General features: G+C 47.1%; 13 protein-coding genes. 5 read left to right on the forward strand and 8 right to left on the reverse strand.

From position 1 onward, the window contains the following. Positions 1–449 precede the first annotated feature (449 nt). From ilvC to orn, 4 genes are all read right to left on the reverse strand, one after another. A complete protein-coding gene (gene ilvC / locus FE785_RS07985) occupies positions 450–1,466 on the reverse strand; it encodes a ketol-acid reductoisomerase (RefSeq protein WP_138565250.1) in 1,017 nt (338 codons plus the stop codon). A gap of 126 nt (positions 1,467–1,592) precedes the next feature. Then, on the reverse strand, positions 1,593–2,084 hold the full coding sequence (gene ilvN, locus FE785_RS07990) for an acetolactate synthase small subunit (protein ID WP_138565251.1): 492 nt from the start codon (positions 2,082–2,084) through the stop codon (positions 1,593–1,595). A 9-nt stretch (positions 2,085–2,093) separates the two neighbouring features. Continuing rightward, entirely contained in the window at positions 2,094–3,797 is a 1,704-nt protein-coding gene (locus FE785_RS07995; protein WP_202978291.1) for an acetolactate synthase 3 large subunit, read from the reverse strand. A gap of 298 nt (positions 3,798–4,095) precedes the next feature. After that, on the reverse strand, positions 4,096–4,662 hold the full coding sequence (orn, locus tag FE785_RS08000; protein ID WP_138565253.1) for an oligoribonuclease: 567 nt from the start codon (positions 4,660–4,662) through the stop codon (positions 4,096–4,098). A gap of 156 nt (positions 4,663–4,818) precedes the next feature. Between orn and FE785_RS08005 the strand changes: the two genes are divergently transcribed. The 3 genes from FE785_RS08005 to rsgA all read left to right on the forward strand — a co-directional run bounded on the left by FE785_RS08005 (position 4,819) and on the right by rsgA (position 7,597). Next, positions 4,819–6,075 carry a M48 family metallopeptidase gene (locus FE785_RS08005; RefSeq protein ID WP_138565254.1) on the forward strand — a complete coding sequence of 419 codons (1,257 nt, stop codon included), beginning with the start codon at positions 4,819–4,821 and terminating at the stop codon, positions 6,073–6,075. Between the two features lie 111 nt (positions 6,076–6,186). After that, positions 6,187–6,543 carry a 4a-hydroxytetrahydrobiopterin dehydratase gene (locus FE785_RS08010; protein ID WP_138565255.1) on the forward strand — a complete coding sequence of 119 codons (357 nt, stop codon included), beginning with the start codon at positions 6,187–6,189 and terminating at the stop codon, positions 6,541–6,543. Positions 6,544–6,553: 10 nt separating this feature from the next. Continuing rightward, positions 6,554–7,597, forward strand: coding sequence for a ribosome small subunit-dependent GTPase A (rsgA, locus tag FE785_RS08015; protein WP_138565256.1), 1,044 nt, complete (start codon positions 6,554–6,556; stop codon positions 7,595–7,597). A gap of 6 nt (positions 7,598–7,603) precedes the next feature. Here the strand turns inward: rsgA and FE785_RS10825 are convergent, their stop codons facing one another. After that, positions 7,604–7,780 carry a hypothetical protein gene (locus FE785_RS10825; RefSeq protein WP_168188939.1) on the reverse strand — a complete coding sequence of 59 codons (177 nt, stop codon included), beginning with the start codon at positions 7,778–7,780 and terminating at the stop codon, positions 7,604–7,606. Positions 7,781–8,078: 298 nt separating this feature from the next. Between FE785_RS10825 and FE785_RS08020 the strand changes: the two genes are divergently transcribed. Further along, positions 8,079–8,384 (forward strand): c-type cytochrome, encoded by a 306-nt coding sequence (locus FE785_RS08020; RefSeq protein WP_138565257.1) that lies wholly within the window; start codon positions 8,079–8,081, stop codon positions 8,382–8,384. A gap of 199 nt (positions 8,385–8,583) precedes the next feature. Then, a complete protein-coding gene (locus FE785_RS08025) occupies positions 8,584–8,889 on the forward strand; it encodes a c-type cytochrome (RefSeq protein WP_138565258.1) in 306 nt (101 codons plus the stop codon). Between the two features lie 100 nt (positions 8,890–8,989). Here the strand turns inward: FE785_RS08025 and FE785_RS08030 are convergent, their stop codons facing one another. From FE785_RS08030 to bamB, 3 genes are all read right to left on the reverse strand, one after another. Further along, the gene (locus FE785_RS08030) at positions 8,990–12,853 is read right to left on the reverse strand and encodes a DUF3683 domain-containing protein (protein WP_138565259.1); all 3,864 of its coding nucleotides are present in this window, start codon (positions 12,851–12,853) and stop codon (positions 8,990–8,992) included. A gap of 117 nt (positions 12,854–12,970) precedes the next feature. Then, positions 12,971–14,407 carry a ribosome biogenesis GTPase Der gene (gene der / locus FE785_RS08035; protein ID WP_138565260.1) on the reverse strand — a complete coding sequence of 479 codons (1,437 nt, stop codon included), beginning with the start codon at positions 14,405–14,407 and terminating at the stop codon, positions 12,971–12,973. 34 nt (positions 14,408–14,441) lie between these two features. Further along, positions 14,442–15,716 carry an outer membrane protein assembly factor BamB gene (bamB, locus tag FE785_RS08040; RefSeq protein WP_138565261.1) on the reverse strand — a complete coding sequence of 425 codons (1,275 nt, stop codon included), beginning with the start codon at positions 15,714–15,716 and terminating at the stop codon, positions 14,442–14,444. Between the last annotated feature and the right edge of the window lie 52 nt (positions 15,717–15,768).

Below are 15,768 nucleotides of genomic sequence, written 5' to 3' on the forward strand. Positions count from 1 at the left end.
ACTTAGGACTTATAGCTTTTATTGGAAATCCTGGTTTAAATAAGAAAGAGTCGAAAATTCCTCTACACAACTCCAACAAATAAGTAAAATTACCATATCAATAATCATAAAAAAAGCCAAGCTAATTCCTTAACTTGGCTTTATAGAAACTTCAGGCAATAAAAAAGCCAGCATATAGCTGGCTTCTTATTTAGAACATTTTTAGGCGGCGCTTTGTTCAAGGTCAAGGCGCTTTATGGCGACGTGTACAATTAGTACACAAGCTATAAAGCAACGCAGAGATTGGACAAATAAGTCCCTAAAAACAAAAAACCGGCATAAAGCCGGTTCTTCGATAATCCAAAAAGGAGATAGTTTGTTCGAGTTCAAGGCTTTTGTTGGGGAAGTGTATAGCTAATACACGACCCAACAAATAACACAGAAATCGAGCAAACTAGACCTTTTTAAAATTAGTTTTTCTCTTGGTCAACGATCTTGTTGCTCGCAATCCAAGGCATCATCGCACGCAGTTTCTTACCAACGACTTCAATACCGTGCTCGGCATTGTTGCGACGCGCTGCAGTCATTGATGGGTAACCCGCCTGACCTTCAAGGATAAACTGCTTAGCGTATTCACCAGACTGGATGTTTTTCAGTGCTTGACGCATCGCTTCACGAGACTCGTCGTTGATAACGCGTGGACCAGTAACGTATTCACCGTACTCAGCGTTGTTTGAGATTGAGTAGTTCATATCGGCGATACCACCTTCGAACATTAGGTCTACGATCAGCTTCAACTCGTGTAGACATTCGAAGTAGGCCATTTCAGGCTCATAACCGGCTTCAACCAGTGTGTCGAAACCAGCTTTAACCAGCTCAACCGCACCACCACAAAGAACCGCTTGCTCACCGAACAGGTCAGTTTCACACTCGTCACGGAAAGTGGTTTCGATGATACCAGTACGACCACCACCTACACCAGAAGCGTAAGATAGCGCGATTGCCTTAGCGTTACCAGAAGCGTCCTGCTCAACCGCGATTAGGTCAGGAATACCGCCACCACGAACGAATTCAGAACGTACTGTGTGACCAGGCGCCTTTGGAGCGATCATGATTACGTCTAGATCTTTACGAGGCTGGATCTGGTTGTAGATGATAGCGAAACCGTGAGCGAAGGCTAGTGTTGCACCCTGCTTGATGTTTGGCTCGATTTCTTCTTTATATAGAACCGACTGGAATTCATCCGGAGTCAGGATCATAACAACGTCAGCACCGGCAACGGCAGTCGCAACGTCAGCAGTCTTTAGGCCGTAACCTTCCGCTTTTTTGATTGAAGAAGAACCAGGACGTAGACCAACCGTTACGTCTACACCAGAATCCTGAAGGTTCGCCGCATGAGCGTGACCCTGTGAACCGAAACCGATGATAGCAACTTTCTTGCTCTTGATGATTGATAGATCGCAGTCTTTATCGTAATAAACTTGCATGGTTATATCCTTATTAAGTACCGCTGTTTTAATGACATTTAGCGGTGATTGTTATTAATTTTTTTAAATTTTGTCTGCTAAAAAACGCTGTTTAGCAAAAGGTTACAGGCATTATCAATATTGTCTTTATACCTGTAAACACTTTTCTCCGCGCAGTACTCCCAGTGTTCCTGAACGGATGGTTTCCAGAATCAGTCCAGAATCGATCGCATCGATAAACGCATCCAGCTTTTTAGATTCTCCAACAAGCTGCACCGTGTAGGTGGTTGCGGTAACATCGATGACATCGCCACGGAAGATATCCGCCAAACGTTTATACTCTTCACGCATTTCGCCGGTAGCCGAAAGCTTGATTAACATCAGTTCACGCTCAATGTGCTCACCTTCTGTCAGATCAAGCACCTTGACCACATCGATCAAACGGTTAAGGTGCTTAACGATTTGTTCGATCTGCTGTTCAGTACCGCTGGTAACCAAAGTCAAACGCGATAACGACTCGTCTTCGGTCGGCGCTACCGTCAGCGCGTGGATATTGTAGCCACGAGCCGAGAATAGCCCTGAAACACGAGATAGCGCACCTGATTCGTTTTCAATTAGCATGGAAATAATATGTCTCATCGCTAACCCCTATACCAGAATCATTTCGTTAAGCCCTGCACCGGCAGGAATCATTGGGTAAACATTCTCTTGCTTGTCGATAATGATGTCGACAAAGACAAAACGGTCTTTCAACTCGTCAGAGAACACATAATCCAACTGCTCTTGCAATTTGGCTGGGTCTTCAATACGCACACCGACATGACCATAAGCTTCAGCCAGTTTGGTAAAGTCTGGAAGTGATTCCATATAGGACATCGAATAGCGGCTTTCATAGAAAAATTCCTGCCACTGGCGAACCATCCCAAGGAAACCGTTGTTTAAACAAATTACCTTGACCGGCAGACCGTACTGCAAACAGGTAGAAAGTTCCTGAATATTCATCTGAATCGAACCTTCACCTGTGACACAGATAACCGTTGCGTCTTTATGTGCCATCTGCACACCCATAGCTGCTGGAAGACCGAAGCCCATAGTTCCCAGACCACCGGAATTGATCCAGCGACGCGGCTTGTCAAACGGATAGTACTGTGCCGCATACATCTGGTGCTGACCAACATCGGAAGTCACAAAGGCATCACCTTTACTCGCTTTCCATGCTGCTTCAATCGCTGCTTGCGGTTTGATTTTCGGTCCATTGGTGTCATAACGCAGACACTTGGTGGCACGCCACTCTTCGATCTGCTCCCACCATTCGGCCAAAGCCTGTTCGTCAGATTTCTGACCGGTTTTATCCAAAATACGGTTCATTTCGGTTAAGACCTGCTTAACCGGTCCGACGATCGGAATATCGACGATCACGTTCTTGGAAATCGACGCCGGGTCGATATCGACATGGATAATTTTCGCATCCGGACAGAATTTTTCCAGATTACCGGTAACACGGTCATCGAAGCGAGCACCGATGGCGATAATCACATCGGAGTGATGCATCGACAGGTTGGCTTCGTAAGTACCGTGCATACCCAGCATACCCAGAGACTGCTTGTCGGACGCAGGGAATGCGCCCAAGCCCATTAGGGTTTGCGTAATCGGGAAGCCCAGTTTTCGCGTAAGCTCGGTTAGTTCGGCAGAAGCTTCGCCCAAGACGACACCACCACCGGTATAAAGGATCGGTCGTTTTGCTGAAAGCATCATTTCGACCGCCTTTTTGATTTGTCCACTATGCCCTTTTGTCACAGGTACGTAGGAGCGCATCTCAACTTCTTGTGGATACACATAGGAGCTTTTGGCGTTTTGAATATCTTTTGGAATATCGACCACAACAGGGCCAGGTCGGCCAGTTGTTGCTATGTAGAACGCTTTTTTGAGCGTATCAGCAAGTTCATCGACACTCTTAACTAAGAAGTTGTGTTTTACGATAGGTCTTGTAATCCCTACGGTATCGATTTCCTGGAAGGCGTCCAAACCGATTAACCCGGTTGGTACCTGTCCAGTGATACATACCATTGGAATCGAATCCGTAAAGGCGGTGGCAATACCGGTAACGGCATTGGTCGCACCCGGACCCGAAGTTACAAGGACCACTCCTGGTTTACCTGTAGAGCGTGCATAGGCGTCTGCCGCATGCACGGCAGCCTGTTCATGGCGCACAAGGATATGATTCAGTTCCTTGGCGTCGGTTTCTAGGGCATCATAAATCGGCAAGACTGCGCCGCCAGGATAACCCCAAATGTGCTCTACTCCCTCATCCTGAAGATAATTCACCAGGATTTGGGCACCAGTCATTTCCACAACATTGGTCCTCTTAGTATGAGGTTGCAAAACAGTCGCTAAACCTTGCTGACAAAGGTGATGTCGCGCTTCGGTATCCCGCCTGTTAAGCAACCATGAAAATAAGATAAAAACTACTTACCCGGGATTACGGGTAAGGAAAGGCAAAATTATAGCGGATTTATCCCCTATTTAGAACCAAAACAGGGGTTAATTTGCGAAAAAACCAGTAGATTAGTGAGACCTTGATAAAGGCGAATTGTTTCACCTTAAAAATGGCAGATAATTTCAACCAGTCATCTCATATTGAAATTTTATATCAAGATTCTGCAACACCTTGATAATCAGATACAAACAAATGGCGGCGATAGTGCTTTAATTCATCAATAGACTCCATAATATCGGCCAACGCCAGATGTGCGCCGCTCTTTTTATGCGATTGATACACTTCAGGCGCCCAACGACGCGACAGCTCTTTCAAGGTACTGACATCGAGGTTGCGATAATGGAAAAACGCTTCCAAAAGCGGCATCTGCTCGACCATAAAACGGCGGTCCTGACAGATGCTGTTACCACACATAGGCGATTTACCGGCCGGCACATAGGCTTGCAAAAACTCGATTGTCTGCTGTTCGGCTTGCGCCATGCTCACCGTGCTGTCTTTGACTCGCTGGGTCAATCCGGAATTGCCATGATGAGTGGTGCACCAGTCATCCATCAAATCCAAATCGGCCTGTTCGGTCTGCACCGCAATCACCGGGCCTTCGGCCAACACATTCAATTCACTGTCGGTAACCACTGTGGCAATTTCGATGATCTTGTGCGTTTTCGGCTCAAGACCGGTCATTTCCAAATCAATCCAGATCAAGTTATTTGCTGATTTCATCTACTACATCTCTTATGAATTTTTGACATCATTGACGGCGTTTTTCGGCTTTTAAACTATCGAATAACGTCCGCTTAACATACAATATTGAATTATTAATGAGACGATAACATAAAAATCGCTCAAAAAAAGAGACAATAAACACAAGATGGGCCTATGAACTGGATTAGCTTAGTTTTTCTGACAACCTTAGTCGCCAACCTGATTATCGAAGTTTGGCTAAATATCAAAAACCAATTCCATATCGGTGCCAACCGCGCCGAAGTTCCCGAAGAATTTGCCGAAGTGGTCAGCCTTGAGGCGCATCAAAAAGCCGCCGATTACAGTCGCGCCAAATTACAATTGGGTCGTTTGAGTCTATTTTATGATGCCGCGATTCTTTGGTTTATGACATTGGGGGGCGGTTTCCAGAGCATTTATAACCTGTGGTCACAAAGCTCATTGGAAACGCAATGGATCGAGGTGCTGTTTATCTTATCGACCCTGTGGGTATTGTCGATTCTGCATCTGCCGTTTGCTATTATGAGTACCTTTAAGATTGAGGCCGAATTCGGTTTCAATAAAACCACGGTCAAGACGTTCATCAGCGACCTGATCAAACAATGGTTATTGATTCTGGCTTTAGGCCTGCCGCTGATCTGGGTGGTGGTGTCGATCATGAGTGCTTATATTGATCAGGCCTGGTGGCTTTATACCTGGATTGTCTGGATGGCGTTCCAACTGATTATTATGTGGGCCTACCCGAAATGGATTGCGCCGCTATTCAATAAATTCACGCCTTTAGAAGACGAGACGATGAAAGCGCGCATCAACCAACTGTTGGAGCGCACCGGCTTTGAATCGAACGGCATTTTTGTAATGGACGGCTCTTCACGCTCCGGTCACGGTAACGCCTATTTCACCGGTTTTGGTAAAAACAAGCGCATCGTGTTTTTTGACACCTTGCTGGAAACCCTATCACCGGAAGAAGTCGAAGCCGTGCTGGCGCACGAACTGGGGCATTTTAAACACGGCCATATTAAAAAACGCTTGCTTGAAGCCAGTGTATTGAGCCTGATCGGTTTAGCCTTATTAGGTTGGCTGATTCAGTTACCGGAATTTTACAGTGGCTTGGGCATGAGCGATCAATCACCGGCGATAGCGCTGCTGCTGTTTATGACGGCGGTGCCGGTCATGTTTTTCTTTATGGGGCCGATTTCGGCACTGAAAAGCCGCAAACACGAATTCGAGGCCGATGCCTTTGCCGCTCAACATGTCGGTGCCGAACACCTGATTTCAGCGCTATTGAAAATGTATCGCGACAACGCCAGCACGCTAACACCCGATCCGCAATATTCCGCGTATCACGATAGCCATCCACCGGCAAAGATTCGTATTGAGCACTTAAAAGCCCTACAGAAAAGGGCAGACTAGGCTTGAAAAACAGGCTTTCAAGCCTTAGAAATGACAATCAGATTGATTGATCAGATTATTGACAAGAACTATTAACTCGAATCATTAAGATTCGCCGTTTTGGAGAGACTAATGAGCACAGCTTCACCGATGTTAGAAGAATTACTTTCACAGAAATGCGAGGATATCGCCAAAGGCAGCAAGCCGATTATCATCCCAACTATCGAAAGTAATCTCAGCGTGCTATCGGGCTGGGACACACCGCTAAACTATGCCCATATCCACAAGACTTTTCAGTTCAAGAACTATCATCAAACGGTAGCCTTTGTGAATGCGGTAACCTGGTTGGCACATAAAGAGGACCACCATCCGAAAATCTGCTTTGACTACAACAGCTGCGAAATTTCTTTGAGCACTCACAATGTCGGCGGTCTGACCATGAACGATATGATTATGGCCGCTAAAATCAACGCCCTGCTAGAAGACTGATTGCCGGTTTATGGCTAAACGCAAACTCACCCAACAGCAAAAACGCCGTGTCAGTGGACGCCGACAAGGTGGCAATAATGGCAAACAGACAACCGAAAGTGCCAACTCCCTATTGGGTGAAGAGCAACCGGGGTTGGTTATTACCAGCTTTGGTAAACGCGTATTGGTCGAAGATATCAATGGCGCAACCCATAGCTGTGCCATTCGTCAGCATCTAGGCAAACTGGTGGCCGGTGACAAGGTCATCTGGCAGAGCGATGTTGAAGCCAATACCGGTGTAGTGGTCAGTGTGATGCCGCGTAGCCATGAACTCAGCCGCCCGGGCTTTCGTGGCCAAACCCGCATGGTGGCGGCCAATATTGATTTTATTGGTATTGTCACTCCTGTGGTTCCGGGTATCCATCCGGATATGATCGACCGTTATCTGGTTGCCGCACAGCAACTCGATATTCCAGCGGTTATTATCATCAATAAGGTTGATCTGGTCGATTCGGAAGAACACTGGGATGCAATTGGTGATTTGCTCGCCCCTTATGTCGAACTGGGCATCGAACTGATTCCGGCCTCAACCGTTTCCAACCAAGGTTTGAATACGTTACTGGATTTTATGGCCGATAAGAATTCGGTATTTGTTGGCCCGTCCGGCGCCGGTAAATCCTCATTGATCAATGCCTTGATTCCGGATATTGATATTCGCGTCGGTCAACTCTCAGAAGCCACGGGTTTGGGTAAACACACCACCACCAACAGCATTCTCTATCACCTGCCGGCTTTGGATGACAAGCAAGGCGATCATCTCAATAGCGGCAATCTGATCGACTCACCCGGCGTGCGTCAATTTAGCCCTATGCCTTGCGAGTTGTCGGAGCTGGAAACTTATTATCCTGACTTCGCGCCGTTTTTAGGCGGTTGTAAATACAATAACTGCAGCCATACCATTGAGCCGAACTGTGCCATCAAACAGGCGGTAGAAGATGGCGAGATCGCTTACAGTCGTTATCAGAGTTTCCAGCGTTTACTGCAGGAATTCAAAGACAGCAATGAGCCACACTGATTTGTTTTAATTGGAGACAAACCAGACGGAAATCAAATACAGCAGCCCCATTGAACCGAAAATTGTGGCAATCCAGAACAGAAACACCAGCCCAATATGTACCGACTTTCTGACCAGTTTTAACACAAACCAGCTGATCAGCGTCAAAACCAAACTAATAACAAATAGTCGAATCAACATCATTTAGGGCATTCCTTTTTTACATAAATATTTTTTTCTGACGAATCTGGCAAAACATCGATAATTCTCCGCACAAAGCCGACTTTTTTATTTTCGAATTGGCGCAGGTATAAAGTCTGTATAACAAGATAACGAGTTTCGCTAAAACTGTGAAGCTAGGATATGATTTTACTCCACTATTAGCGACTATTTTAAGGTTTGCTCAAGGTTTATCAACTTGACTCAGCGCCTCTTTTCGCTTGTAATAGCGCCTAGGGATAAAACCCGAAACTTTTTTAAAAGTGCTTTAGGAGAGTACACTATGAAAAATACAGTAATTGCTCTAGCTGCGGCTGGGATGGTTTCTTTTGGTGCAGCTGCTCAAGCTGGTGACGCTACTGCTGGTCAAGCGGCTTACGCTACTTGTATCGGTTGTCACGGTGGTGCAGCTGAAGGTGGTGTTGGACCAAAACTAGCTGGTCAAGCTGCTGCTGATATCGTTGCTAAGCTTCAGAAATACAAAGCTGGTGAGCAAGTTGGTCCTATGACTTCAATGATGGCTCCAATGGCTGCTGGTCTTTCTGACGCAGATATGGAAAACATCGCAGCTTACGTTGCTGGCCTATAATTTTATAGACCTTTAACGTCGCGATAAAAACCGCCTTTGACTAATGTCTCTGGCGGTTTTTTTATGTCTGGATTTGGCGCTGTTTAAAGCATTAAAAGCATGGAACAGTATGCAATAGACTTGATTTAATTAACCGATAGCTTAAAATTGTTTGCAATCAAGACCTATAAATTCATTCTACTCAGAGAGAGAACTCGTTATGAAAAAATTAATCCTAGCAGCCCTAACCAGCGGGCTTATGGTTTCAGCTAACGCACAGGCTGAAATGCCGGCAACACCGGCGAAAGCGGCGATGTGTATCGGTTGTCACGGCGAAGCCGGTAACAGCGTTGTACCTAACTTCCCTAAACTGGCGGGTCAGCACGCTGCCTACACAGAAAAGCAGTTAAAGGATTTCCGTGAAGGTTACCGTAAGGATCCGGTAATGTCCGGTTTCGCCAAGGGTCTAACCGATGAAGAGATCAAAGAGCTGGCGGCTTACTACGCAGCTCAGACTCAGAAGTAATTACTGAGCAAAGACTTAATGCCGATGTGTTTATCGATATCGGCCAATAAAAAAGGCGCTTTAAGCGCCTTTTTTATTGTCTGGAACTCATCCGCAATGATTACAGCAGAACCTTTTCCACACCGTCTTTTTCCAGTAACTTGATAAAGTCGCCTTTCCAGTTATCACCCAAACGGGTTTTCGCCAGTTCGACAACGATATAGTCGGTTTTCAGACCGGTATCGCCTTCATAACGGTTTAGACCTTGCTGACAAGCAGGACATGAGGTCAATAGCTTAACCTCGTTCTGCTTCACCTTGGTCTCACCGGTCAACTCGACAATACCTTTGGTCAACTCTTCGGTTTTTCTAAAGCGCAACTGCTCGGCGATATCTGGACGAGAGGTCGCCATGGTACCGGCCTCACTACAACAACGGTCAGAGAACAAGACTTCTTCGGTTTTCAGCAGGTTCTTAGCCACCTCGGTACCATCACGCTTTTTCATCGGATCGTGACACGGCGCATGATAAAGATATTTGACACCGGTCGCAGACTCAACCGAAATACCTTTTTCTTCCAGATATTCATGGATATCCAATAGACGGCAACCCGGGAAAATCAACTCGAATTCATATTTCAGCAGCTGATCCATACAGGTACCACAAGACACCACCACGGTTTTGATATCCAGATAATTCAAAGTATTGGCAACACGGTGGAACAAAGCACGGTTCTCCGCCGTGATCTGCGCACCCTTATCTGCTTGACCGGCCGCTGTCTGTGGATAACCACAGCATAAGTAGCCCGGTGGCAATACCGTCTGCGCTCCAGCTTCAGACAACATGGCGATGGTTGCCAAACCTATATCGCTGAAGAGTCGCTCAGAACCACAACCAGGAAAATAGAAGACCGCATCAGAGTCATCGGTAACCTTATTAGGGTCACCGATAATCGGCACATAGTTCGACTCTTCCAAACCAAGCAATGCACGCATCGTCGCCTGGTTGGGCCCGGTATTCAATGGCTTGCGCACAAAGTTAATCACCTGCTGCTGGACCACCGGTGGCTTGGTTGATTGACTTGGAATATCCTTGGCGCGTCCCAATAGACCCAGGGCTTTAAACACCTTATGACCTAGGGTAATCATTGGCGCACTCCAGCCGATCATGGTCTTACGCAGTAATTTGATGGTCAACGGATTCTTCGCATTCAAGAAATACAATGCCGCTTTCACCATAAACGATGAACGTTTCTGCCCCATATTGGTCAGGATATTGCGCATACGGATCGACACATCACCAAAGTCGATATCGACCGGACATGGCGTTTCACACTTGTGACAAGTAGTACAATGATCGGCGACATCGTTCATCGCTTCGAAGTGCTGTAAAGACACACCACGACGGGTCTGCTCTTCATACAAAAATGCCTCGATGACCTGACCGGTCGCGAGGATCTTATTACGCGGAGAATACAGCAGATTCGCGCGTGGAATATGCGTTTGGCAAACCGGCTTACACTTACCGCAACGCAGACAATCTTTGATGTCTTTGTTGAGTTCGTCAAGCTCGTTAGCTTCAAGAATAATCGCCTCTTGCTCCACCAGGCTTAACGACGGTGTATAGGCATCATGCAGACCGGAACCCGGCATCAGTTTACCGCGGTTAAAGACGCCATTCGGATCGACCTGGTTTTTGTATTTGACAAAAGCTTCGATCTTCTGTTTTTCCAGATATTCGATTTTTGTCAAACCGATACCGTGCTCACCGGAAATAACCCCTCCCAACCTGTGCGCAATGGCCATAATGCGATCGACCACCTTCTCGGCCATCTGCACCATTTCGTAGTTACCCGAATGCACCGGGATATTGGTATGGATATTACCGTCACCGGCATGCATATGCAGGGCCACAAACAGACGGGCATTACGGGTTTTTGCGTGGACTTGGTCAAGATGCTTAAGCATCTTTTCAAAGTCATTACCCATAAAGTTATCAATTAGGAACTGCTTCACTTCATCACGGAAAGAGACCACGATTTCACGGCGTAAGAACAGGTCCAGCACCGTATCATCGGCCTGCATCAGGCTTTGATCATAATCTGGATACAGGGCAAGCTGACCTTGCGCCGACTCGTCCAGACATTCCAATAAAGACGCCCAACGTTGACGCACCTGCTGCAGGTGGTTTTGCGTTGCGCTGATTTTCTTATTGAGGAAATCCACCGGACCGGAGATATTTTCAAAATCCTCAAGCTGGTCAATATCGGCAATATCCTGTGAGAAGTAGTCTTCATACTTCTGCAAAATATCCAGTTTGTTTTTGATCGACAGCTCGATATTGATACTTTCGATTTCGCGGTTATAGTCGTTCAAACGCTCCAGCGGAATCACCACGTCTTCGTTGATCTTAAAGGCATTGGTATGCGAAGAGATCGCTGCGGTGCGTGAACGGTCCAACCAGAAGCGTTTACGCGCTTCTTCACTAACGGCAATAAAACCTTCCGCATCACGCTTATTTGCCAACTCGACAATCTCGGTACAGGTCTTGGCAACTTCAAAACCGTTTTCACCGCAGATATCGGCCAATAACATCATTTTCGGCAGTTCACGGCGATCCGCCTTGGTGTTGTATTTCACCGCGCGGATATAACGCTCATCCAAATGCTCCAGACCGGCAAGCAGAATGCCTTCTTTTTTCTTCGCTTCGACATAATCGATGATCTCGACAATCGCCGGCACCGCCGCGCTCAAATCATTACCGAAGAACTCAAGACATACGGTACGGGTATGGCTAGGCATACGGTGAACGATAAAGCGTGATGAAGTAATCAGACCATCACAACCTTCTTTTTGCACACCCGGCAGACCACTCAGGAACTTATCGGTAACATCCTTACCCAAACCGGCTTGACGGAAACTTGACCCCGGAATTTCCAGACGCTCGGTTTCACCGATCTGGGTGGTACCGTCTTTCTCGAAACGTTTGATATCGAAAATAACGGTCTGCTGATCCTGCAACTTACCTAAGTTATGGTTGATACGCTCGACTTCGAGCCATTTCGCATCCGGAGTCACCATACGCCATGAAGCCAGGTTATCCAGCGTGGTTCCCCACAATACGGCTTTTTTACCACCGGCATTCATCGAAATGTTTCCACCGATGGTTGAAGCGTCTTGCGAGGTCGGGTCCACCGCAAAGGTATAACCGAAACGCTCGGCCTGTTCGGAAACGCGACGAGTCACCACGCCGGCACCGGTGCGGATGGTCGGCACCTTTCCGATCATCGGCAGCTCGACCTGCTCGACCAAGCTCATGAATTCAAGTTTTTCGGTATTGATCACCACCGTATTGGCATGCAATGGAATCGCACCACCGGTATAACCGGTACCGCCACCACGCGGGATAATCACCAAGTCCAATTCGATACAGGCTTCGACCATCTCAATGGTTTCCGCTTCGGTATCAGGTGTTAGCACCACTAATGGCAGTTCAACACGCCAGTCGGTCGCATCGGTGGCATGAGAGACTCGTGCCAGTCCGCCGAAATCGATATTGTCTTCACGGGTGACTTTTTTCAGACGTTTATTGACCTTGCGGCGCAACTCAACCTGTTCCGGGAACCAGTCCGAAAAGTCCTTAACCGCTTTCACCGTTGAATCCAACAGCTCCTTGGCGGTTTCATTACCGTTGAGACGCTTTTGCACCTCTTTTAATCGGTGCTGCAATGCATCAATCAATGCTTGACGACGCTTTGGATTTTCAATCAGGTCATCTTGAATATAAGGGTTACGAGTCACCACCCAGATATCACCCAATACCTCAAACAGCATTCTCGCAGAACGCCCGGTATTTCGTGTTTCACGCAGGGATTCAATGGTTTGCCAACACGACTCGCCCAATAGACGACACACAATTTCCCTATCTGAGAAAGAGGTATAGTTATATGGAATTTCGCGAATACGTTTGGTCGGTTTTGGACTCATGGTATTTATCAAACTCTTTAAATAATCAAAATTAAAATTTACTGCTAAATAAATTCAAGCACCATGTGCAATCACACATGATGCTTTGAACAATGCATCTACATTGTTAAATTCGTTTTAACTGCGACGTTTTTTTGTGGTGGCGCGTTTTTTCTTCAGCTTGGCTTTCATCACAGATTTTTCCGCCTTCTGGCTCAGACGTGAATTCGGCTTGCTCTTACGACCTTCAAACGGGTTTTCGCTGGCCTTGTATTCAATCGTGACCGGCGTTCCCACCCATTTAAAAGCCTTACGGAATACATTGACCAGATACTTGGTATATGCATCCGGCAATTTATCGACCTGATTACCATGCACTATGACACGCGGAGGGTTCAAACCACCAAGGTGGGCATAACGCAATTTGACGCGGCGCCCGGCGATCAACGGTGGTTGATGATCCAATACCGCCTGTTCCAGCACTCGGTTAAGATCCGATGTCGAGACCCGTTTGAAAGCGGCCTGATGCACCGCATCAACCGTTTTGAACAGGTCTCCGACACCGGTTCCGTGCAATGCGGAAATCAAATGCTGTTTGGCATAATCGGCGAAACGCAAACGGAAGCTCAATTCGTTTTTCACCCATTCTCGCTGATCCGTACTCAGGTTATCCCATTTATTGACCGCCAATACCAAACCGCGACCCGATTCGATTGCCAGCCCTAACAAGGTCAGGTCTTGATCGGTCAGACCTTCCGAACCATCGATCACCAAAATCACGACGTGCGAATCATCCATCGCCTCAATCGCTTTAACGATACTGAATTTTTCGACTTTTTCTTTAATATTCTTGCGACGACGCACCCCGGCGGTATCAATCAATGTATAAGGCTTACCGTTTCTTTCAAAGGGTACAAAAATACTATCGCGGGTGGTTCCCGGCATATCGAATGCGACCACCCGCTCTTCACCGATCATGCGGTTAATCAGGGTAGATTTACCGACATTCGGGCGACCGATAACGGCAACTCGCACCCCTGGATGATCGTCCAAATCGAAGTCTTCTTCGATATGCGATTTATCCGGCATCAGCTCAAGTACCTTGTCGATGGCCGCGGCGACATTATCCCCATGCGCCGAAGAGATCGCCATCGGTTCGCCCAAACCTAAACGGAAGAACTCGGAATTGGCGATATCGTGGTCATAACCTTCGGCTTTGTTGACCAATAACTGAACCGGCTTATCGAATTGACGCACATAATTGGCGATGACTTCATCACCCGGAATCAGACCTTGGCGACCGTCCACCAAAAACAGCACCGCATCGGCTTCGTCCAAAGCCGCGCGAACCTGCCCCGCCATTAACGGATCAACACCATCGGTCTCGCCACTCAAACCACCTGTGTCGACAACAATATAAGGTTCTTTACCGACACGCCCGGTACCATACTGGCGATCACGAGTCAGGCCGGGATAGTCGGCGACAATCGCATCACGGGTACGCGTTAAGCGGTTAAATAAAGTCGATTTTCCCACATTGGGACGCCCAACTAGGGCGATAACAGGCTTACTCATGTATTCTCTTTAATCAAAGCTTCAATGACGCCGTTTAAAACGGCCATAAATCACTGAATTTAAATCCTGAACCGTTGCTGTCATCAGCAGCCAGTTCATTGCTTTCGCCGTGCTCGTCCTTAAACAGACGCAAATTAGACGGCTTCACGTTATAGCTGGTAATCACACCTTCATCATCCAAGAGATAGGTGCGTTTGTTTTCATTCATTACGCGCAGGATACGGTTACCGTCACCATAATCATTACTGTGCTTGGCGCGCCCGATTTCGATTCCCTGCACCTTATTCATCCAGTGCAAATACCCCCAGGCATCGACCGCCAGCAGTTTATCTTCAAATAATGACAGATCACCTACCAGGCGATTCTTGAAGGCTTCTTGTTTCCAAAGCTGGGCGCCGCTGATTTTATCGAAACCGTAAAGCACATCATTTTCATCGACCACATACAGGCCTTTGTCATCGACCACGAAATCACGGTAACCGGAGACTTCTTTTAGGAAGTAAAAGTTGCCGTTATCCGGATTGATCGCTGCCAGACGGCCGTGATAACCCAATGCATACAAGTAACCGTCGTTGAAGACCAGATTGGCTTGCACATCGACCATACGTTCCAGATCGGTTCTGCCGCGAGGCACCGCAATACGGGTTTCCCAGAGGCGTTCGCCCGACTTGGCCGACAACCCTTGAATGGAACCCGATTCCCAACCGATAAACAGCTTGCCGTCGTTATAGACTACTGCCGGAGCGCCACGCAGTGACAGGCTTGGCATCTGGTGTTCAATCACCCAGATATCATCGCCAGTTTTACTGTCCAGCGCATACAGCTTTCCGTCTACGGTACGGGTGAAGATCTTGCCTTCGGCGATCACCGCCTTACTCATCACTTCACTGGAAAGCTGTTTTTGCCATAGGTATTCACCGCTTTCGGCAGACAGTGCAATCATCTGACCTTTTGAGGTACCGACCAAAAGTTGCTCACCATGTAAAGTCGGACCAGATACAATCGGTGAATCCAATTGCGACTGCCAAATCACCTGATCAACCCAACGCGACTGATTGTCTTTCTTTAACGCCGCCAAATGACCGGTTTCGGTAGCGATAAATACCGCGGTATCGGTTTCACTGAATGCAATACCGCGTACATCGCGATTGGGTAGGCTATCAAGTTTGACCTGCCAGTTCTTATCAATGCTTACATCAGACTCCATTGGCGCCATATATGGCTCAACCAGCGGTTTAGGTGTTGAGCAACCGTTAAGTAAACCGGCTGTTGAAAATACCGCAACAAAATAAATTAGGGGCTTTTTCATACTAGGTACCAATCTTGTCCTTTTATTACAAAGTGAAACTGAGTGTTTATTT

This window comes from Thiomicrorhabdus sediminis (assembly GCF_005885815.1).
GTDB classification, from domain to species: domain Bacteria; phylum Pseudomonadota; class Gammaproteobacteria; order Thiomicrospirales; family Thiomicrospiraceae; genus Thiomicrorhabdus; species Thiomicrorhabdus sediminis.

Coding starts and splice junctions, on each gene's coding strand:
- FE785_RS08010 (WP_138565255.1), top strand. CDS start 6,187: ATGAGCACAGCTTCACCGATGTTAGAAGAATTACTTTCACAGAAATGC.
- rsgA (WP_138565256.1), top strand. CDS start 6,554: ATGGCTAAACGCAAACTCACCCAACAGCAAAAACGCCGTGTCAGTGGA.
- FE785_RS10825 (WP_168188939.1), bottom strand. CDS start 7,780: ATGATGTTGATTCGACTATTTGTTATTAGTTTGGTTTTGACGCTGATC.
- FE785_RS08025 (WP_138565258.1), top strand. CDS start 8,584: ATGAAAAAATTAATCCTAGCAGCCCTAACCAGCGGGCTTATGGTTTCA.
- bamB (WP_138565261.1), bottom strand. CDS start 15,716: ATGAAAAAGCCCCTAATTTATTTTGTTGCGGTATTTTCAACAGCCGGT.
- FE785_RS08005 (WP_138565254.1), top strand. CDS start 4,819: ATGAACTGGATTAGCTTAGTTTTTCTGACAACCTTAGTCGCCAACCTG.
- FE785_RS08030 (WP_138565259.1), bottom strand. CDS start 12,853: ATGAGTCCAAAACCGACCAAACGTATTCGCGAAATTCCATATAACTAT.
- ilvN (WP_138565251.1), bottom strand. CDS start 2,084: ATGAGACATATTATTTCCATGCTAATTGAAAACGAATCAGGTGCGCTA.
- ilvC (WP_138565250.1), bottom strand. CDS start 1,466: ATGCAAGTTTATTACGATAAAGACTGCGATCTATCAATCATCAAGAGC.
- FE785_RS08020 (WP_138565257.1), top strand. CDS start 8,079: ATGAAAAATACAGTAATTGCTCTAGCTGCGGCTGGGATGGTTTCTTTT.
- der (WP_138565260.1), bottom strand. CDS start 14,407: ATGAGTAAGCCTGTTATCGCCCTAGTTGGGCGTCCCAATGTGGGAAAA.
- orn (WP_138565253.1), bottom strand. CDS start 4,662: ATGAAATCAGCAAATAACTTGATCTGGATTGATTTGGAAATGACCGGT.